This window comes from Paenibacillus sp. JJ-100 (assembly GCF_948329825.1).
Classification (GTDB): domain Bacteria; phylum Bacillota; class Bacilli; order Paenibacillales; family Paenibacillaceae; genus Paenibacillus.
Genome location: NZ_CAOJCM010000002.1, coordinates 440,227 through 461,233, shown reverse-complemented (window position 1 = coordinate 461,233; position 21,007 = coordinate 440,227). Strand labels below are relative to the sequence as shown.

Annotated in this window: 23 protein-coding genes; all 23 read left to right on the top strand. The window is 45.8% G+C overall.

Annotated elements, in window-relative coordinates:
• The first annotated feature begins 20 nt into the window (after positions 1–20).
• The 23 genes from PQG66_RS08705 to trpE all read left to right on the top strand — a co-directional run bounded on the left by PQG66_RS08705 (position 21) and on the right by trpE (position 20,999).
• Positions 21–296, top strand: coding sequence for a stage VI sporulation protein F (locus tag PQG66_RS08705; protein ID WP_272037298.1), 276 nt, complete (start codon positions 21–23; stop codon positions 294–296).
• A gap of 171 nt (positions 297–467) precedes the next feature.
• Positions 468–647, top strand: coding sequence for a DUF2768 family protein (locus PQG66_RS08700; protein WP_090917248.1), 180 nt, complete (start codon positions 468–470; stop codon positions 645–647).
• Positions 648–729: 82 nt separating this feature from the next.
• On the top strand, positions 730–1,365 hold the full coding sequence (locus tag PQG66_RS08695; RefSeq protein ID WP_272037297.1) for a hypothetical protein: 636 nt from the start codon (positions 730–732) through the stop codon (positions 1,363–1,365).
• The gene (locus PQG66_RS08690; RefSeq protein WP_272037296.1) at positions 1,365–1,718 is read left to right on the top strand and encodes a 2Fe-2S iron-sulfur cluster-binding protein; all 354 of its coding nucleotides are present in this window, start codon (positions 1,365–1,367) and stop codon (positions 1,716–1,718) included. The genes PQG66_RS08695 and PQG66_RS08690 overlap by 1 nt, the downstream gene beginning before the upstream one ends.
• 59 nt (positions 1,719–1,777) lie before the next feature.
• The gene (locus PQG66_RS08685; RefSeq protein WP_272037295.1) at positions 1,778–2,566 is read left to right on the top strand and encodes a hypothetical protein; all 789 of its coding nucleotides are present in this window, start codon (positions 1,778–1,780) and stop codon (positions 2,564–2,566) included.
• Between the two features lie 485 nt (positions 2,567–3,051).
• Positions 3,052–4,530: a stage IV sporulation protein A gene (spoIVA, locus tag PQG66_RS08680; protein ID WP_272037294.1), complete on the top strand. Its 1,479-nt coding sequence runs from the start codon at positions 3,052–3,054 to the stop codon at positions 4,528–4,530.
• A gap of 229 nt (positions 4,531–4,759) precedes the next feature.
• Positions 4,760–5,857: a sugar ABC transporter substrate-binding protein gene (locus PQG66_RS08675; RefSeq protein WP_272037293.1), complete on the top strand. Its 1,098-nt coding sequence runs from the start codon at positions 4,760–4,762 to the stop codon at positions 5,855–5,857.
• 77 nt (positions 5,858–5,934) lie between these two features.
• Positions 5,935–7,452, top strand: a complete 1,518-nt coding sequence (locus PQG66_RS08670; RefSeq protein ID WP_272037292.1) for a sugar ABC transporter ATP-binding protein — start codon at positions 5,935–5,937, stop codon at positions 7,450–7,452.
• Complete coding sequence (locus tag PQG66_RS08665) at positions 7,449–8,435, top strand: ABC transporter permease (RefSeq protein ID WP_272037291.1); 987 nt, start codon at positions 7,449–7,451, stop codon at positions 8,433–8,435. Before PQG66_RS08670 ends, PQG66_RS08665 begins: the two co-directional genes overlap by 4 nt.
• Before the next feature lie 216 nt (positions 8,436–8,651).
• A complete protein-coding gene (locus PQG66_RS08660; protein WP_272037290.1) occupies positions 8,652–8,924 on the top strand; it encodes an HU family DNA-binding protein in 273 nt (90 codons plus the stop codon).
• Between the two features lie 255 nt (positions 8,925–9,179).
• Positions 9,180–9,401, top strand: a complete 222-nt coding sequence (mtrB, locus tag PQG66_RS08655; protein WP_272037289.1) for a trp RNA-binding attenuation protein MtrB — start codon at positions 9,180–9,182, stop codon at positions 9,399–9,401.
• 193 nt (positions 9,402–9,594) lie between these two features.
• On the top strand, positions 9,595–10,140 hold the full coding sequence (locus PQG66_RS08650) for a hypothetical protein (RefSeq protein ID WP_272037288.1): 546 nt from the start codon (positions 9,595–9,597) through the stop codon (positions 10,138–10,140).
• Positions 10,141–10,247: 107 nt separating this feature from the next.
• On the top strand, positions 10,248–11,099 hold the full coding sequence (locus PQG66_RS08645; protein ID WP_272037287.1) for a heptaprenyl diphosphate synthase component 1: 852 nt from the start codon (positions 10,248–10,250) through the stop codon (positions 11,097–11,099).
• A 25-nt stretch (positions 11,100–11,124) separates the two neighbouring features.
• Entirely contained in the window at positions 11,125–11,853 is a 729-nt protein-coding gene (locus PQG66_RS08640; RefSeq protein ID WP_272038120.1) for a demethylmenaquinone methyltransferase, read from the top strand.
• The gene (locus PQG66_RS08635) at positions 11,846–12,712 is read left to right on the top strand and encodes a UbiA-like polyprenyltransferase (RefSeq protein WP_272037286.1); all 867 of its coding nucleotides are present in this window, start codon (positions 11,846–11,848) and stop codon (positions 12,710–12,712) included. The genes PQG66_RS08640 and PQG66_RS08635 overlap by 8 nt, the downstream gene beginning before the upstream one ends.
• A gap of 2 nt (positions 12,713–12,714) precedes the next feature.
• Positions 12,715–13,332 (top strand): UbiX family flavin prenyltransferase, encoded by a 618-nt coding sequence (locus PQG66_RS08630; RefSeq protein ID WP_272037285.1) that lies wholly within the window; start codon positions 12,715–12,717, stop codon positions 13,330–13,332.
• Positions 13,333–13,671: 339 nt separating this feature from the next.
• The gene (locus PQG66_RS08625; RefSeq protein WP_272037284.1) at positions 13,672–14,646 is read left to right on the top strand and encodes a polyprenyl synthetase family protein; all 975 of its coding nucleotides are present in this window, start codon (positions 13,672–13,674) and stop codon (positions 14,644–14,646) included.
• A gap of 192 nt (positions 14,647–14,838) precedes the next feature.
• A complete protein-coding gene (gene ndk / locus PQG66_RS08620; protein ID WP_272037283.1) occupies positions 14,839–15,282 on the top strand; it encodes a nucleoside-diphosphate kinase in 444 nt (147 codons plus the stop codon).
• Positions 15,283–15,306: 24 nt separating this feature from the next.
• Complete coding sequence (locus PQG66_RS08615; RefSeq protein ID WP_272037282.1) at positions 15,307–16,098, top strand: CheR family methyltransferase; 792 nt, start codon at positions 15,307–15,309, stop codon at positions 16,096–16,098.
• 168 nt (positions 16,099–16,266) lie between these two features.
• Entirely contained in the window at positions 16,267–17,436 is a 1,170-nt protein-coding gene (gene aroC, locus PQG66_RS08610; protein ID WP_272037281.1) for a chorismate synthase, read from the top strand.
• A 1-nt stretch (position 17,437) separates the two neighbouring features.
• Positions 17,438–18,532, top strand: a complete 1,095-nt coding sequence (gene aroB / locus PQG66_RS08605) for a 3-dehydroquinate synthase (protein ID WP_272037280.1) — start codon at positions 17,438–17,440, stop codon at positions 18,530–18,532.
• A 5-nt stretch (positions 18,533–18,537) separates the two neighbouring features.
• A complete protein-coding gene (gene aroH / locus PQG66_RS08600) occupies positions 18,538–18,906 on the top strand; it encodes a chorismate mutase (RefSeq protein WP_272037279.1) in 369 nt (122 codons plus the stop codon).
• Positions 18,907–19,430: 524 nt separating this feature from the next.
• Positions 19,431–20,999: an anthranilate synthase component I gene (trpE, locus tag PQG66_RS08595; protein ID WP_272037278.1), complete on the top strand. Its 1,569-nt coding sequence runs from the start codon at positions 19,431–19,433 to the stop codon at positions 20,997–20,999.
• Positions 21,000–21,007 lie beyond the last annotated feature (8 nt).

Here is a 21,007-nt window from a genome sequence, read left to right as displayed (position 1 = left end):
TGCCGGAGGAGGGGAGACGAATGAGCAACAACATTTCGAAAGAAGCGCTGAAAGCCATCAACAAAAAAACAGGTAAAACCATCACTGAAGGAGCTGTCAAAAAGCTGGCAAGCACAGTGAAACCATCGACGATGCACAATGAGGCTCAGCTGCGCCAGTTGATTAAACAAGTATCCGCTATGGCGAAAATACCGGTATCTGAGGATACAGTTCAGGATATTGTGAGTGCAGTCAAGAAAAGCGGGCTGAACCCAAGCAATATGGAATCGTTAATGAAGATGATGATGAAAAAATAATAAATGATGTCTGCTCACAAAGAGCAAAGGCATATCGAGAGCAAGCCCGCAATCGCTGGCTTGCTTTTTTTGTCTTTTTATTGGAAAAATACACGCTATTTCATGTTATAATAGTTGCAATTGTCACATTCTCGATGATGAATATCGGACTGAAAGGGAGACTGCTGGTTTATGAGCGCTATGGACAAGATGTGGCTATCATTGGTTGCCATCCTCATTATGGGGTTATCCGTATTTTTAATTACTTTTGCTCGTGCCAAAACGAAAGGGTTCGTGCGAGGCATCCTTTCAATCATTGCATTTTTAATTATGCTTATCGGTTTTTTTGGTGGAATCGCTTCTCTGACTTGATTTTCCATATAGGACAGAACATCCGCATAAGCGCATCATAAGAACGGACACAATGAAAAGACGGATGGGAGGAGTGTGATCTATGGCACAGCATGAAATAGAGGGGTGGGCGATGCGTTACCCAGTATTACATACGGCTTTGCTAGAAATGGTTGAGGCTTGGCATCGTCAGCCCCACACTTGGCTGCTAGGAGGTAGCTGCGGCCTTATGCTTCAAGGAGTAGAATTACAGCAAGCACCGCGAGATATCGATGTGTACGCAGATATTGCTGCGGCCAAAGCACTGCATTACTGTGCTCCTGGAAGAAAACTGGACGAGCCAGCGGTAGACAAAACAGGTCCTTACGCCTCACTGCTCAGCCATTACCAAGTTGGTGCATGCACACTGGAACTGGTTGGTGGCTTTGAGGTATGGGCGCGTGAGAGCTGGTATCGTACACAGATTGAGCATGTACTTGCTCCCAATGCATATGAGACTCATATTGACTCCTATCGGTTGCGATTGATGCCACTTGCGCATGAATTGTTATTTAATCTGCTCCGTGGACGTAAAGATCGGTATGTCCCCATCTCATTGCGAATTCGTGAAGAGCCTGAGGTTCATCAACCAGTAATGAATGCATTAATCCAACAGAATATATGGACCCCCCGCTTAAGATCAGAAGTTGAAGAGCTGGTCGGTTTTACTTGCTCCGGGGAAGCTGGGGAGGCGCGATAATGCAAAAAGTTATTACATTTTTACCGATGAATAAGTCCATCAGTGTCCAGTCAGGCACAACCATTCTGCAAGCAGCGCGTCGGGTTGGCGTTCGAATACCAACCCGATGTGATGGAAAAGCAGCATGTTTGATGTGTAAAGTAAAGGTGGGACAGGATGATCTGCATGCACTGCTACCTCCTACAGAAGCAGAAAAGCGGAAATTGGGGCAATCGCTGGAGGAAGGAATGAGGCTATCATGTCAAGCGAAAGTATGCGGACAACTATCGGTACATATTCCGGAAGACCCACTGAAAGCAGCCATACGAAAACAACTGGAAAGACAACAGCAAGAAGATGACTGGTTTGCATGAATAGGTTGAAATTCATAATAGCTCCTATTAACATCTTGATTTTCTCAAGGAGGGTGCAAATGCTTATTAAAAAGAGAAAAGAAACGCAAGGAAGACTTCGCCTGCGGCAAGCACAGCAGGTGTCTTTCCTTCTGCTGTTGATGATGTTGACGAGCGGTTGCTTGTATCCGGCTCAGAGCAACTCCGACCCCAAAACGGCTTATCGGGAAAGTGTTAATCGAATTCAGAGTGCGATGGATGCTTTTCAGAAGGACGAGGGGATTTTACCAATTTTGAACGCCGATGCGGATACACCAAAGTATGAGAAATTCAGAATAGATTTGCCCAAATTGAAGCAACATGGATATCTGGATGACATACCGGGAACGGCCTTTGAAAGTGGTGGTAGCGCTTACTTTTTGGTGCAAAACGAAGAAGTGGAGCCCACCGTGAAAGTGATGGATCTCCAGACGATGCAGAAGGTGAATGATGTTCAGCGCATGGTGAATCAATATAAATCCAACCATAATCAAGAACTACCTGCGGGTGAAGAGCTGTATCCGGGATTCCATGCGGTGGATATGGATAAAGCAGCGCAAGCAGGAACTCCTTCGATCACATTGAACAGTGTCTATTCGGGTCAGGAGCTGCCCTTTATGATGGATACACAAGGAACCGTATACGTGGACTATGCATTCGATATTATGCAAGCGTTGGAAAAAGAAGATGGTTCTTCCGATGCCGCGGATTCCGGCGATGTCTCAGATTTGCGTGATCATTTGCTCACACACTCGTATTTTGTCCCTGTGAAATCCGTGCCATATAAGCTGGAGAATAACACACCTGTCGCATATTTAGCCTCAAACTAAAGCAACAAAGAGAGGCAACAGAAAACAAAAGTAATCATACGATCTTAATTTAATCCGTCATATATAGAAGTGCCGATAGAGATGCCGCAATGATGCGAGTGTCTCTTTTTTCGTGATGTGGCAAGAGGAATCAGGGCGAGATAAGATGTCATATTCAACGGCGGACGTTCATAAAGTAGATTGAAATAAAGACGCGCAGTCCGGGATCGGAGGATGCTTCTAATGTCACCATCATGAGATAAAAAAACAAAAAAACACGTCATATTGCCGCATGCGGATACATAAGATGATACTAGTCCAATTGCATGTACGAGTTAACGCCGCTCTCGCCGGTTTCATCAGAATGCAACGTTCGGCGGCGGACGACTTCCGGGCACTCACAAAGGCGGCTCTACCGTTGCAGGGATTTCAGTCTTCTGATTGAAAAAACGAAGCGGATGCTCTTTAGCATTTTTCCTTCGGAGTAATTTAAGGAGGGGATTTCATTGGAGAAAGTGGACATTTTTAAGGACATAGCTGAGCGGACCGGAGGGGATATCTATCTCGGGGTTGTCGGCGCAGTCCGGACGGGAAAATCAACATTTATTAAACGATTCATGGAAACGATCGTACTGCCTAACATCGCAAGTGAAGCAGATCGTGCCCGTGCAGTGGATGAACTTCCACAGAGTGCAGCAGGTAAAACGATTATGACAACCGAACCCAAGTTTGTACCGAATAATGCAGTCCAGATCAAAGTAGCTGAAGGGCTGGATGTCAATGTTCGTTTGGTCGATTGTGTAGGTTACGCCGTGGAAGGTGCGAAGGGATACGAGGATGAGAATGGTCCACGCATGATCTCTACACCTTGGTTTGAAGAGCCGATTCCGTTCCAGGAAGCAGCCGAGATTGGTACGCGTAAAGTCATACAGGAGCATTCCACACTCGGTGTTGTGGTCACAACGGACGGAACGATTGCTGAGATTGCACGTAGTTCCTATGTGGAATCGGAAGAACGAGTGATTGCTGAATTAAAGGAAGTGGGTAAACCATTTGTCCTTGTCATTAATTCAACCCGCCCACGTAGTGAGGAAGCTCTACAGCTTCGGAGCGAGCTGGCTGCCAAGTACGATATTCCAGTAATGACGCTTAGTGCAGCTACCATGACAGAAGATGATGTCACAGGTGTGCTTCGCGAAGTATTGTATGAGTTCCCTGTACATGAGGTGAATGTGAACCTGCCGAGCTGGGTAATGGTGCTGAATGATACACACTGGCTTCGTAACAACTATGAGAATTCAGTGCGGGATACGGTAAAAGATATTCGCAGACTGCGCGACGTGGATCGAGTGGTGTCACAGTTCATGGAATATGAGTTCATTGATCGTGCTGGTCTTAGCGGCATGAATATGGGCCAGGGTGTGGCGGAGATTGATCTCTATGCACCGGATGAACTATATGACCAGATTCTCGTAGAAGTTGTCGGTATTGAAATCAGAGGCAAAGATCACCTGTTGCAACTGATGCAGGAGTTCTCTCATGCGAAGAAAGAATACGACCGCTTCGCAGAGGCGCTGGAGATGGTTAAAACGACGGGCTATGGGATTGCTGCTCCTTCGCTGGCCGAGATGGCTCTGGATGAACCAGAATTGATCCGTCAGGGTACGAAATTCGGGGTTCGCCTGAAAGCGACAGCTCCTTCGATACACATGATTCGTGTAGATGTGGAGTCGGAGTTTGCACCGATCATCGGTACCGAGAAGCAGAGTGAGGAACTGGTGAGATATCTCATGCAGGACTTCGAGAACGATCCGATCAAGGTATGGGATTCAGATATGTTTGGCCGTTCGCTGCATTCCATAGTGCGTGAAGGTATTCAAGGGAAAATCGCCATGATGCCAGACAACGCTAGATATAAACTGCAAGAAACGTTAGGGCGAATTATTAATGAAGGTTCAGGCGGATTGATCGCCATAATCCTTTAAGTTAATCCAAAGACCGTGAGACATCTCATGGTCTTTTTCTTGTTTTCTCTGCTTTTTACGGGGAATTGAAAAGAAATAGAAAAGCGATCGATCTGTCTTATGAAAAAAACTTAGTGAATTTAAGCTTTAAATCATTAAAACCTATTTACATACTAGGGATTAGCCGTTATATTAATATTCAACTATATTGTGATGGAAGTCACAGCGAGTGAAACAGGGGGAGAACGAGATGAAGACAACAAGTTCAAAATGGATATGGCTGAGCGTAGTATTGGTATTAACATTAGTGTTATCGGCCTGCGGAATCAAGAAAGAACCCGCTGCAACTCCTGCATCAGGATCAGCAGATGAGACACCGAAGACAGAAGTGGTCACTGGGCCTCTAAGCGGTAAACGGGTTGCGCTGATTATGGAATTTAACACAGGAACCTTCTCACAGCAGTATGTACAAGGGGTAAAAGAGGAAATCGCCAAATTCGGTGGTGAGCTTACTACCTTTGTTGCAGATAATGACAAAGCCAAAATGGTATCGTTGCTTGATAGTGCCATTAATCAGAAATTTGATGTTATTCTGACGGATCACGGTGATTCACTTCTGGAGCCAGGAGTAAAAAAAGCAGTAGAGCAAAACATCCCCGTCGTTGTTTTTGATGCAGCGATTAGTGTGCCAGGGGCTACTGTATTGTCCCAAGACGATCAGAAAATGGCCGAGCTGACACTCGAACAGATGAAAAAAGATATCAACGGTAAAGGAAATATCGTGAAAGTATGGGTAGCAGGTTTTGCACCAATGGAACGTCGTCAGATTGCTTATGATGCGTTTATGAAAGCGAATCCTGATATTAAAGAAATCGCTTCATTCGGATCAGCTCAAAACCCGGCGCTGGATACGCAAGCGAAGATGGAAGCTATCCTGAAACAATATCCAAAAGGTGAGATTACAGCCGTATGGACTGCGTGGGATGAATTCGCAAAGGGCGCTGCCCGTGCGATTCAGCAAGCTGGGCGTGATGAGATCAAGGTATATGGAATTGATATGAGCGATGAAGATTTGCAGATGATTCAAGATCCGAAGAATCCTTGGATTGCTTCCGCCGCAGTGGATCCTACCGATATTGGACGCGTACAAGTTCGTTACGCTTACCAGAAGCTGAATGGAGATCCAACTGAAGATTCTGTCGTGCTTACTCCGGTGTATGTACAGCGTGAGGCATTACCTGACAAACAAATCTCCACTTCCGAATTGTCTGAGTATGTAGAAGGCTGGGGAGGAAGTACCCAGGGGATCAAGGACTGGATGAGCGAATACGGAATTACTGCAAAGTAAGCAGCGTTAGAAGCGCGCCGCGAGGCGCGCTTTTTTTTAGGCGATAACAGGTCATACAGCTGATTGGAGGCAACATTATGAAAGACCCGATATCTCTGGAAATGGAACATATTCATAAGAAGTTTTCAGGTATAGCCGCGTTGAAGGATGTGCATTTCTCAGTCAAGGGTGGAGAGATTCATGCGCTTCTTGGAGCGAACGGAGCTGGCAAAAGTACATTGATGAAAATACTGTCGGGTGCATACCGACTGGACGAAGGTACAATTCGTCTTGACGGCCGTAAGCTCAATCTCAATTCGCCAAGAGATGCGAAGGCAAGCGGGATACACTGCGTATATCAGGAAGTCGATGCTGCACTAGTGCCGCAGCTGACGGCTGCCGAGAACATTATGCTTGATCAGTTGGCTTCATCTCAGGGTGGGTGGTGGAAAAGTCCAAAAGTATTGCAGCAACGCGCCAAGGATGCTCTGAAACAATTAGGTGCAGACAACATATCGATTCACCGAAAAGTAGCTGAGCTGACACTGGCAGAGAAACAGATGATTCTGCTTGCACGTATCCTGATTCAGGAGGCTAAAGTTATTATTTTTGACGAACCTACCGCTCCCCTGAGCCAAGAAGAAACGGACGCTTTTTTTCGCATTGTACATCTGCTGAAGGATCGTGGTGCAGCCTGCATTTTCATTACGCATCGCCTTGCTGAAGTAACGAATCATTGTGACCGGGTGACCATCATGAGGGATGGGAGTCATGTGTTTACAGGTGAGACAAGCGGACTAACGATAAATAATCTGGTTACGCAAATGTTGGGCAAACCTTTTGAAGAGGAATTTCCAAAGACTGAGGTACCTGTAGGTGATGTGATTCTGGAAGCGCGAGAGCTCCGGCGAGGGTTGAAGGTAAGAGGGGTGAATCTTGAGGTCCGCCGTGGTGAAGTGCTGGCAGTGGTGGGTCTCGTAGGTGCGGGCAAAACGGAATGCTCACGCTTGTTGATTGGTGCAGATCAGCTGGAGTCGGGAGAGATTCGGCTTCTTGGACGTAATGTATGTCTCTCTCAGCCTGCAGATGCCGCGGCTCTAGGAATTGTATCTGTACCAGAGGAACGACGCAAACAAGGCATTCTTATTCATGAGAATGTGGAGCGTAATCTGAGTTTGCCCATACTTTCCAGGCTGAGCACATTCGGGTTCATTAACCGCAAACGCGAGCGTCAGCACGCCGATTCTCTAGTAGAGCAGCTAGGCATAAAAACCTCGTCTGTGAAACAGGAAGTGAAATATTTGAGCGGTGGTAATCAGCAAAAGGTTGCTATCGGAAAATGGCTGCATACCGATGCGGATGTGTTTATCTTTGACGAACCAACAAAGGGCGTGGATATCGGAGCGAAAAGTGATATTTTTCGGATCATCAATGAATTGGCGCTGGCCGGAAAGGCAGTCATTTATTTCACCTGCGAATTGGACGAAGGTATGGGCATCGGAGATCGGATTGCGGTCATGTGTGAAGGGACTATCGTAAAAGAATTTAAGCGCGGCGAGACGAACCAAGAACAGCTGCTTTATTATGCAAGCGGTGGAGTAGAGGTGGAAGAATGAAGGACAAATCATTAGATTTTGCGTTCCGGTACGGAGCCATTATAGTCATTATAGGTGTTATTGCATTTTTCGGCATTAAGCTGCCGTATTTCTTTACTTATAGCAATCTGACGGATATTTTAGGTTCAATCTCCATCGTAACCTTTGTGGCGATCGGTGTAACGCTATCCCTTATTGTAGATGGTTTTGACCTCTCTGTAGGGGCGACGGTCTCGCTTACAACTGTGGTTACAGCATCATTAATGATCTGGTATCAACAGCCTTTGGCTGTCGTCATTATTGTACCGCTCATCATTGGGGCAGTCATTGGCCTACTGAACGCATTACTGATCGTTAAACTTCGAATTCCGGATTTGCTGGCAACACTTGCAACGATGTACATCATTGGAGGAATTCATAAAACGTATGCACAGGGATACACCATCTACAATCACATGCAGTTTCCGGATGGAAGCAAAGCTGCTGGAGAAATGGATGCAACGTTTCTTTTGATTGGACAAGGGAAATGGCTCGGTATGCCCATCTCGGTTATACTGCTCCTCATTGCTGTTATTGGTGTTCATATCTTTTTGACATATACGAAATATGGGCGGCAGATGTATATTACAGGCGGTAATGAAGAAGCAGCCCGGCTTTCGGGGATCAAAGTAAAGAAGGTACGTACGCTTGCTTATGTAGCAGCTGGAGTGTTTGCGGCTATTGGAGGTATCATCTACGCGTCCAAAGTAGGATCGGGGCAGATTGATGCTGGTTCTCCGTTGTTAATGGAATCTGTGGCCGCTGTGTTTGTTGGTTTCTCCGTTTTTGGCGCAGGCAAGCCGAACGTGATCGGTACCTTTATTGGTTCGGTTCTAATTGGCGTATTGGTCAATGGTTTGACCATGATGAACGTTCAGTATTTTACACATGATATTGTCAAAGGCGGGGTACTTGTACTGGCTTTGGCCGTTACATTTTATGTTTTAAACCGTAGCCGCACTTGAAATTGTGGGCTGTCTGTATTAGTATAAAATTTGTTCGGCGTCAGAAACCCCCGTGGTTTCAGGCGACTTCTGCCGGAAATGACTGTCAACCGCAGATGGAGATTGAGGTTCATCACTCAAAACGGTCACCGTTTTTCGTGTATGAACGTATATTTCCCTATAAAACGGAAACACAGTATAACATTCAGGACATTGATTCAGGAGGTGAAAAACAAAATGAACAAATCAGACTTGATTACACATGTATCCGAAGCTACTGAATTGTCCAAAAAGGATGTAACGAAAGCGGTTGATGCCGTATTCGAAGCAATCGCTGAGGCTCTTCAAAACGGAGACAAAGTACAATTGGTTGGTTTTGGGAACTTCGAAGTTCGCGAGCGCTCTGCACGTAAAGGACGCAATCCGCAAACAGGTGAAGAAATCGAAATTCCTGCGAGCAAAATTCCTGCATTCAAACCAGGTAAAGCTCTCAAAGACGGAATTAAATAAGATTTCTACATATTCCATATGTTAACAAAACAAAAAGACCGTGACTTGTTCACGGCCTTTTCTTTTGCCTACTAACGAGAGGTTGACACTGCTGCGTAGGGTTTTCGTTCTCTTTCGAAACCTTTCCCGTCTTTCTGTATTCGTGTAATCCTGTGACGATTATTTCTTGCAGCACACTCATCGGTACATTGTTGACAAATGAAACAATCTTAATCATCATTAACGCTAAGGAAACTAGAAAAGGGGACGTGCACGATGGATCATTCTACGGGCAATGACTATATCGTTATCAAAGCAGAAGAAAATGGTGTTCAGGTAATCGGATTAACCCGTGGACAGGACACACGTTTTCACCATACCGAGAAGCTTGACAAGGGCGAAGTGATGATTGCCCAGTTTACGACACATACCTCGGCTATCAAAATCCGTGGAAAAGCTAAGCTGATCACCAAGCATGGTGAGATTGAATCAGAGTAGACTGTACGATCCTAAAACAGGAATAAGAAGAGTATTGAGAGACTCTGACTAGGCTTAGTGAAATTGGCGTTCGTAATCAGATTGAGCCCAACAAATAAAAATTGCAGGCATAGCCTGCTTTTTTTCATTGTACAATGAGGTATGAGCCTTTACTGGACAGACTACACTAACAGGTAAAGGCAGGGAGGCGCATATGAAACCGGGAATGATTGTGGCTGCATCCATTGTGACAACGATTACGGCAGTCATCTTGCTCGTGGTTTTTCAGAGCTTGCATACACGTACATGGGGCGGAGAAAGGGCAGAGCCAGTTACGGCAACTCATCAGCCAATCCAGTTGACAAACGAGAATCTGGTGGATGTACTGAGTTCCCTTCATATGTCCACGCCAATCGCCAGAGTGGAATGGAAACAATCCATTTTGACACTCGACCTCAAAGTGAAAGGGAAGGACACCAGCTATACTGAAATTTATGAAAATATGGCTGCTCTAGCCGATCTAAGTTTTCGAACGGTAGACAATGTTGATCAGGTGCTGCTTCGAATCATGGCTGAAGATGAATGGATACATAAGCGTCACCTGCTACTTGCTGCGGATATTCGGCGTGGTGAGTGGCCATTGTATGCGATCGATATGCTTCGAACTTGGAAAAGTACCACGTTTTCAGAGGAATTGAAGGATTGGTTTCACCTCATGCAGACGGAACTGTGGAAGAAGCAGTTTGAAATGACAAGTTAGGGGTAATCAAATAGCAGGATTCAGTGCGTGTCCGATAAACATATGCTATAATATATAGGATTGTAGTGCAGAAATGGTCTAACAAAGCAAAGTCTCGGAGGATGAGAATGAATTCATATCGCGTACCCCAACTAGCAAAGAAATACACGGATTACGACATGATTCGACAACATACGGAAATCCCTTCATTTCCGGATAGTCGGGCCCGTCTGTTACAGGCATTTGTCGCCCGTACAGATGAGAAGATGGATCAAGAGTTGTACGCACTGGCCACATCGCTCGTTCAGTTGGCTATGGATACGCATGATCGAATTGATACAAGATCCGGTGATCGGGGAGAACAAGAGATGCGTTCACGTCAGTTAAATGTTCTCGCTGGAGATTATCTAAGCAGCCGATTTTACCAATTGCTTGCTCATGCAGGCAAAATTGAAATGATCGGCAAGCTCAGTGGTGCAGTTTCCGAAGTAAACGCTCGTAAGATGACGCTGTATGATCGGATGAAGAAGCTCCTCATTTCTGCTGATGAATACTTGCGTGAAACGGTACAGCTGAGAATGCAGCTGTTTCTTTCTTTTTCGGACATGATGCGTGATGAGGAGAAGTCATTGTGGACCAGCTTGTTGAAGGAGTTCAGCATTTGCGAAACGCTCACAGAAGAGATGAATCGCATGCGTGATAATCAACAAGCGCTTCATAGTTATGCATTCTGGCATATTTATGAACATGGCAATGACGGGGAACGCAAGTATCTACGTGAAATGGAGATCGAACCGCATGTATGGGGTTCTTTGGTGCTGAAATATAGCGTAAGGAAAATACTTCTGGACAAGCTTCGTGAATGCACACACCGCATTCAGCTTTTGCTGCAAGATGAGGAAAGTCTTCAGGATTTGCATGAGATCGAAGCAATTCTTGAGCCGTATCTGTCTTATGTGCAGACTTCACATGCGGAGTAACGGAAGATTGGGGGGAGACGAACGAATGGGTAGCGGAGAGACTAAACCGAAAGAAGAATTTGTCCATTCGGTTTTTCAGAGTATAGCCGGCAAGTATGACGTCATGAACGATATTCTGAGTTTCCGCAGGCATAAGGCTTGGCGTAAATTCACAATGAAGAAGATGAATATGTCCAAAGGCGATACCGGACTGGATTTGTGTTGCGGGACATGTGACTGGACCCTTGCCATGGCAGAAGCAAGTGAAACGGGGCACATGCATGGGCTGGATTTCAGCAGTAATATGTTAGAAGTAGGTCAGACAAAGATTGATGCTGTGAACCGTTCGCAGCAGATCACGTTAATTCAGGGCAATGCCATGTCATTGCCTTTTGAAGACGATACGTTCGACTATGTGACGATTGGGTTCGGATTGCGAAACGTACCGGATCTTAGACAGGTTCTTTCCGAAATGAAACGTGTTGTTAAGCCGGGCGGTATGGTAGTCTGTCTGGAATTGTCAAAACCGACTTGGCAGCCGTTTAAGGGGATTTATTATTTTTATTTTGAGCACATGTTGCCTAATATGGCTAAATTGTTTGCCAAACGCTATGAGCAATACAAATGGCTGCCAGATTCTCTGGCACTTTTCCCGGGAAGAAAGGAACTGGCGGACATTTTTGTTGAAACAGGATTGCAACAAGTGCAGGCCTATCCTTTGACCGGAGGCATCGCGGCACTGCATATTGGAACCAAGGAGAATCAGAATGCTTAGGAAAATTCGTATTTTTTTAGAAATGATCAAGATTGAACACACTCTTTTTGCTTTACCTTTTGCGTTTATGGGCGCTATATTGGGATCTATGGTTGTCAACAACACGTTCCCAAGCTGGATACAGATCATGTGGGTATTACTCGCCTTGGTTGGTGCACGGAGTGCTGCATTTGGTCTGAATCGCATCATTGACCAGGCAATTGATGCCAAAAACCCGCGTACTGCGATGAGAGCCATTCCAGCAGGTTTGCTGAAGAATGGTGAAGTTATTATTTTCGTCATTGTCTCGTTTATATTATTGTTCTGGGCATCATCCAATCTTAATGTCCTATCCATGCAGCTGTTGCCCATTGCGGTATTCATGCTAGTGCTCTATTCATACACTAAACGCTTCACATGGCTCTGTCACGTCGTGCTTGGCATGACAATTGGACTGGCTCCTCTAGGAGGATGGGTGGCCGTAACGGGTACGATCGATTGGACAGCGATGGTGCTGTACGTTACGATTGTATTCTGGACTGCTGGTTTTGACATTATTTATGCTTGTCAAGATCTGGAGTTTGACCAAGACGAAGGGTTGCACTCCATTCCTTCGCGCTTTGGTCTTGTTAAATCGCTTCAGATTGCTAAGTTTTTTCATGTGATTACGGCAATTGGTTTCCTTGCAATCCTGTTAATGACCGATCTGAGCTGGTGGTACGGTGCAGGAATGTTGATCACGTATGGAATTTTGCTCTATGAGCATTACATCGTTTCACCTAATGATATGAGTCGTGTACAGACGGCATTTTTTACCATGAACAGTGTGCTGAGTCTGGTCGTATTTACGTTTACACTTATTGATCTGGCGGTGAATTAAAGATGCAGCAACCGGAGAAACAACGACTTGTTGTTGGGATTACCGGAGCGAGTGGCAGCATATATGGCATCCGATTGATTGAAACGCTGCTTGATCTGGGTTACACCGTTCATTTGGTCGTCTCTAATGCAGGATGGCGTGTGTTAAAAGAAGAGATGGACTGGGATGTTACAAACCGGGAGAACATACTTCAAGAAAAGTTCGGCCATCGCGATGGGGTGTTAATCTATCATCCTGTGAGTGATATTGGTGCCTCGATCGCGAGCGGATCTTATCTGGCTGAGGGCATGATTATCATGCCCTGTTCCATGGGAACTCTCTCATCAATCGCAAACGGTTCTTCGGACAATCTGATGTCACGTGCAGCCGATGTTATGATGAAAGAGGGCAGGACTTTGATTCTAGTGCCGCGAGAGACGCCTCTTCATGCCATTCATTTGGAAAACATGCTTAAGCTCTCTCGCCTTGGTGTTCGAATAATACCGGCCATGCCTGCTTTTTATTACAAACCTCAGAGTATGGATGATTTAATATTATTTTTAGTTGGGAAAGTGCTGGATAGTTTGCGTATCCCGCATCAACTGTTTACAAGATGGGGAGAACCGGATGAACGGGGATGATATGGTCAAGCAGTACTTTTCTGGATAACTAGTTCAGAGATGTATGCCTTCTTGACATGTCCCCCTGACTCCCGGGGTATCGGTGAGTGCTGATGGTAGCGCAAAGATGTCCACAGTCTTGACCCATGCACCGGCAACTTCTGTACTTTTGATTCAGAACTAGTCGCAGCGTTTATTTCCCGAATATGGCATTCGAATTGGACTGGTAGGACGCTGTAGAAGAACACAAGCAGGAACGGCAAGCCATGGGTGATCATTTCTGCCTTTTGGCTCGGGCTTGCTGGAGGGGAAGGTAAGCATGGAATTTAGGACTGACAATACGCTGACACGGGTGAACGAATGAAACTATTGGACATTTTCGGATTGTTAAAAAAGGACATGGATTATATTGAAAAAGAACTCTATCGTAGTGTACAGGGTGAGCAACAACTGCTGAGTGAAACTTCACTCCATCTGCTTAAAGCAGGAGGGAAACGACTACGTCCTGTTTTTGTGCTCTTGGGCGGAAAGTTTGGTACATATGATATTGAGCGTTTGAAGCTCGTAGCTGTTCCATTGGAACTCATTCATTCTGCATCACTCGTTCATGATGATGTGATTGATAACGCTGGAACCCGTAGAGGAAAACCTACGGTCAAGTCTAAATGGGACAATCGGATCGCGATGTACACGGGAGACTATATTTATGGCAAAGCACTGGAACTGACGGCTGGATTAGCCGAACCAGCTATTCACCGTATTCTAGCCAAAGCCATGGTACAGATGTCCATCGGAGAGATGGAACAGATTCGAGACTTTTTTAATACAAGTCAGAGTGTGCGTAACTATCTGCTGCGTATTCGTCGCAAAACCGCACTTCTGATTGCCGTCAGCTGTCAACTTGGGGCACTTGCTACACGTGCACCTGAGCATATCTCTTCTCTTCTTTATACCTATGGATATAATATAGGCATGGCTTTTCAGATTCAGGATGATGTTCTGGACTTAATAGGCACGGAGAAGCAGCTCGGCAAGCCACCGGGAAGCGACATGAAGCAGGGGAATATCACGCTGCCTGTACTGTATGCGCTAAGAGAAGAGCATCTGCGTGAGCCGCTCCTGAAGGAGATTTCACGTGTACAACATGAAGAAGGTCGTGCAAGTGCATCTGATGCCATTGGAATGATTCGCCAAAGTCAAGGAATAGCTAAAGCAGAAGCCCTGGCTGACCGATATATGAAGAAAGCGCTCGATGCTCTTGACCAGCTGCCAAATATCAAGACAACCAAAAATCTGCGGGATATTGCTCATTTTGTAGTTAAACGTACCCATTAAGGGGATATTGTTTGACACTCAGAATCTAGTCGAGCTTCAAAAAGATCTCGCCAACCTGACTCACAATTCACGGGAATGTAAGGTACTGATGTGAAATTCCTCATTGGGAGGATATAAACTTGTATGTTACAATCAAAGGGATTGCGTTTACATAGTGATTAACTTTGAACCGTGAGTGAGGAGTGAATGGCAATGGATCGTACATTTTTAATGGTTAAACCGGATGGTGTGCAGCGTGGTTTGATTGGCCGTATTATCAGCCGTCTGGAGGACAAAGGATTCAAGCTCGTAGCAGGTAAATTGGTGCAGATGTCGGAAGAACAGGCCAAGCGCCACTATGCCGAACATGAAGGCAAGCCTTTCTTTGATGATCTGGTTCGTTTTATCACATCTGGGCCCGTATTTGCTATGGTCTGGGAAGGTGACGATATTGTGGCACTTGCTCGTATGGTTATCGGTAAAACAAATGTGAGGGAAGCTGCTCCGGGGACAATTCGTGGAGACTTCGCTAGCCACACACCACATAATCTCATTCACGGGGCGGATTCACCGGAAAGTGCATCTCGTGAAGCAGCCAATTTCTTTGAGCCTGACGAGCTGGTCAGTTATGAGAAGAGCATCGGAGCCTGGTTGTAATTATTAGCCAAAGGGTGATATACGATGCTGGAGCAAGAACAACTAGACCCGGATTATGCGGGATTCATTCGTAAAGTTAAAGAGAGCACAGGCATTGATCTTGCTCAATACAAGGAAGGCCAGATGAAAAGAAGGCTGACCACACTTCGGAATAAAAATGGCTTTGATACATTTTCCATGTTTTTTGATGCCATGCAGAAGGACAAGTCTTTATTCTATGAGTTTTTGGATCGCATGACCATTAACGTATCGGAATTTTGGCGTAACCCGAATCGTTGGGAAGTGTTGCGCGATGAGATTCTACCTGAGTTGATCGGTTCCAAACGCAAAGTTAAAGTGTGGAGTGCTGCCTGTTCAACAGGTGAGGAGCCATATACCATTGCAATGATTCTGGATACGATGGGTATTCTGAAAGAAAGTTCCATTTCGGCAACCGATCTGGATGAAGGTGCTCTCGCGAAAGCGAAGGAAGGCCGTTATATGGAGCGTTCTCTGAAAGATGTACCTCCTGAAATTGCGAGCCGATACTTTAAGCAGAACGGTATGATGTATCATATCGATGAGAAGCTTAAAAGTGCTATAAACTTCGGCAAACAAAACTTGCTGCTAGACCGTTTTGATGAAGGCTATGATTTGATCGTCTGCCGGAATGTCATGATTTATTTTACCGAGGAAGCCAAAAACCTGTTGTATCATAAATTTGCAGCCAGTCTGCGCCCGGGTGGGATGCTATTCGTAGGCAGTACGGAGCAGATTTTCTCTCCTGGACAGTACGGGCTGGAGACTGCGGAGACGTTCTTCTATCGGAAAAAATAAATCGGCATAATATACAACCGCCTGAGGTGCACATAGATGTGCTCAGGCGGTTGTTTGTATAAGAAAAGGTGGCTTTCTTGTCAAAGCGGATCAGCTATACTATAATAAGCAAAGAAATTATGGGATTTTAGCAATGTGAAGTTTAACAGTTTAAAGGGGGAACGTATTATGAGTTTACGTTATTTAACTGCAGGGGAAACGCACGGACCCCAATTGACCGCAATTATTGAAGGACTGCCAAGTAATTTGAATATTGACTTTGAAGAATTAAACTTCCAACTTCATCGCCGCCAGAAAGGGTATGGCCGTGGACGCCGGATGCAGATTGAGAAGGATCAGGCTACTTTTGTTGGTGGAATTCGTCACGGATATACGACAGGTGCTCCAGTAGCGCTCGTTGTTCAGAATAATGACTGGAAGCACTGGCAGAATATTATGAATATTGAGCCGATTGAAGGCAGTGATGAAGAGAAACGCCGAGTTCACCGTCCACGCCCTGGACATGCTGATCTGAACGGTGGTTTGAAGTACAATCTCAAAGACTTGCGTAATGTCTTGGAACGCTCTAGCGCCCGTGAGACAACCGTGCGTGTGGCATGCGGTGCTATTGCACGTCAGTTCTTGGCTGAGTTTGGCATTAAGGTTGCGGGACGTGTTATTCGCATCGGAGAGATTGAAGCTCCATACCAAGACCTTCCGATTGATGAATTGATCGCGGTGACGGAGGCTTCCTCGGTTCGTGTCACTGATGCTGAAACAGAGAAGAAAATGGAAGCATACATCGATCAGATCAAGCAGGAAGGCGACTCGATCGGTGGGATCGTAGAATGTATCGTTGAAGGTGTTCCTGTTGGTCTTGGAAGCCACGTACAGTATGATCGCAAGCTGGATGCCCGTATCGCTCAAGGTGTAATGTCAATCAACGCATTTAAGGGTGTGGAGATCGGCATCGGTTTCGAAGCAGGTACGATCCGCGGGTCACAGGTTCACGATGAGATACTGCATAGTGAAGATCGTGGATACCACCGTGCAACGAACCGTCTGGGCGGATTCGAAGGCGGTATGACAAACGGTATGCCGGTTGTTGTACGCGGAGTAATGAAACCTATCCCAACATTGTACAAACCGCTGCAAAGTGTGGATATTGATACGAAAGAAGCTTTTACAGCTCAGGTTGAACGTTCGGATGCGTGTGCAGTTCCGGCTGCCAGCGTCGTGATGGAACATGTCGTTGCATGGGAAATCGCCAAGGCATTCCTAGAGAAATTTGGCGGGGATTCCATGGAGGAGATTCGGGCGAACGTTGCTAGCTACCAAGCACAACTGGAGAATTACTAATATGCGTCAGTTGACAGTGCAGCTTGGGGAACGTTCATATCCAATAATGATTGGCAGTGGTCTACTGGCTGAAGCTCCCCGATATTTTGAACAGGTGGGCTTAACCAAAAAAAGTCCACTCCTGATCATTACAGATGATCATGTGGCTCCGAAATACTTGCCAACATTAGAGCAAACGTTGCGTGCAGCAGGATATGTTGTCGTATCCGCTGTAGTGCCTTCGGGTGAAACTTCCAAATCGCTTGCCGTTTATCAGGATATGATGACAGCAGCAATAGAAGGCAAACTCGATCGCAGTTCAGCGATCCTCGCTCTTGGGGGAGGAGTCGTCGGTGATCTGGCTGGTTTCGTTGCAGCAACATATATGCGAGGAATCAAGTTTGTTCAGATTCCAACGACGATTCTAGCTCATGACAGTAGTGTTGGGGGTAAAGTAGCCGTTAACCATCCGCTGGCTAAAAACATGATTGGTGCGTTTCACCAGCCGGAGCTTGTTCTATATGATGTGGACACGCTACAATCCTTGCCACCGAGAGATGTGTCAGCTGGTTTATCCGAGATGCTGAAGCATGGACTAATTCGGGATGAATCCTTCGCACACTGGTGTGAAGAACATGCCGAAGCGCTACTCTCCCTTGACCCGGACACACTCGGATACGGACTGGAACGTGGATGCAGCATCAAAGCTGAGATCGTCTCCAATGACGAACGTGAGAATGGAGAACGTGCACTGCTGAACTTGGGACATACAATTGGTCATGCCATTGAAGCCATTGCTGGCTACGGCGAGTTTCTTCATGGAGAAGCGATATCTATCGGCATGGCTGGTTCTGCACTCCTAGGCGAGAAACTTGGAGCGCCAGCAGGGCTATATGAAGATACTGTTCGTATGCTGCGTGCTCTTCGCCTTCCAGTTACATTGCCTGCGCACCTTGCCACGGATGATCTAATGGAAGCAATGATGCATGATAAGAAATTCCGTGAAGGGCACATGGTTTTTATTGTTCCTGATCGGATTGGTGCTGCCAGAATCGTGAAAGATGTGCCGATCACGGTTGTTCGTGAGGTTATCGAACTGCTCAGGAAGGGAGAATAATAGCAATGGTTACACGGGGGATTCGTGGGGCGACCACGGTTGAACAGAACAATGAAGAAGAAATTTTGAAAGAAACTGCCGTACTGCTTCAGGAGATCGTTGACCGGAATAAGATTGTACCGGAAGATATCTGTAGTGTATGGATTACGATGACTGGTGATCTGGATGCGGCTTTTCCGGCGAAAGTTATCCGCCAATTGGACGGATGGGAACTTGTGCCTCTCATGTGTGCACTGGAAGTGCCTGTACAAGGTGCCTTGGCAAAGTGTATCCGTTTCATGGTACATGTGAACACGACAAAAGCACAAAGTGAAATTCATCATGTGTACCTGAATGGAGCGCAGACACTGCGTCCTGATCTGGCAGGGAAATAAGACATTTGAATGGAGATAGTTGTCAAACTGATGATTATCTTGTATAGTGAAAGTTAGTTGAGTAGAGCTAAGATTGAGCTGAGAGCAGCTGAGTTTAGTTGAGTATATAGCAGAGTCCAGTGATTGGTAGCCGATGCTTCTGAAATCGGTCAACGCATTCACGGTATGTCTTGCTAAGATGAAGTACAGGAAAGAGAGAATAGGTGTCTACGGACATCGTATATTCGCATACGAAGGAAGGGACATTTCAAGTCATCAATTCTTGGGCGTTGATTCATTTCTCAAGGAATAAGGTGCCAATGTCCACGAGATGTTACCAAGTATGTATGATCTTTCATGAATAGGTGAAACCATGGAATAGTATGGATTAACAACCTTTCATTCATCTTACGTAAGTGTATAGGGACTTGTTATTTATGAAGCAGCATGCCTGAATACAGCTTATAACCAAACCTCTACCTCATGGTAGAGGTTTTTTGTCGTCATAAACTTTCTTCTACCTAAATCTGAAAGGACGTGATCTGATGATAACGCCAAACGTTAACCAAGTATTGAAAATGTCAAATGAGTATAATCTGATTCCCGTTGTTAAGCGGATTTTGGCTGATATGGAAACACCAATTCGAATCTTCCGCCGTTATGCGGATAATGATCGTGCGTTTCTGCTTGAAAGTGTAGAGGGTGGCATTCAATGGGCTAGATATTCCTTCATCGGTACAGATCCGTTCTTGATGATTTCGGCAAAGAAAGGACGTATTGTGGTCGAGGAAGCAGGAAAGACCCGTGAATTGCCGGGCAAACCGATTGAAGAGCTCAAAGCATTGCTTCGCAAATATCGGAGCCCGAAACTGGATGAACTTCCCCCTTTTACGGGTGGTGCGATAGGATTTTTTGGATATGACTTGTTGCAATATTATGAGAAGCTTCCAGCTCATGCACTGGACGATCTGAAAATGGATGACATTCGGTTTATGTTCTGTGATCAGATCATTGTGTTTGACCATGTGAAGCAGCATATGTTGCTTGTAGGCAATGTACACGTCAAGGACGGTGCTACAGATGAAGAGATTCGTCAGGCATACGCAGCCACCTGTGAGAAGCTTGAACAGGCAGCAGAGCGTTTGCAGCAACAAGGGCCAGGGGAAAACCTGAACCCGCGTTCCATCCCTGGCGATGTGGAGCTTGGAGACGTTCGTTCCAATGTGACGAAAGAGCAATTTATCGGCAATGTAGAGCAAGCCAAAGAATACATCCGTTCCGGAGACATTTTTCAGGTTGTACTGTCCCAACGTTTTCACATTGATACGGAAATATCGCCTTTACATGTGTATCGCGTTCTACGGACATTGAACCCTTCACCTTATATGTATTATTTGAAAATGGATGATGAGATCATCGTAGGCACCTCTCCTGAGGCACTGGTCAAGGTGGACGGCAATCGTGTAGAAACTCGTCCCATTGCAGGTACACGTCCAAGGGGAGCCACAGAAGCGGAAGATCGTGCACTTGCGGCAGATTTGCTGCAAGACGAGAAGGAACGAGCGGAGCATCTGATGTTGGTGGATCTTGGAAGAAATGATTTGGGCCGTGTATCCACTTTTGGCAGTGTGAAATGTGACATGTTTATGGAAATTGAGCGATACTCTCACGTCATGCATATGGTTTCGAACGTGACAGGTGAGCTAAGAGAAGACAAGGATTTCTTCGATGCGTTCCTTTCATGCTTACCAGCTGGAACAGTATCTGGTGCCCCGAAGCTGCGTGCGATGGAGATTATTGCAGAGTTGGAAAAGGAAGCACGTGGTGCCTACGCAGGAGCGATTGGTTACCTTGGTTTCTCTGGAAACATGGATGCGTGTATCACCATTCGTACCATTATTTTCAAAAAAGGAAAAGCATATGTGCAGGCGGGAGCCGGCATTGTATGGGATTCCGTACCTGAGAAGGAATATGAAGAGACAGTAAACAAAGCGAAAGCCTTGTTAAAGGCTATACGGACAGCTGAAGCGATGTTTCCTTCAAAAGTAGATGATCGCAAAATAAGTCTGGCTAACGCTGATTATTTCGTCACACCTACAACGGCAACGAACTGAGAGAGAGG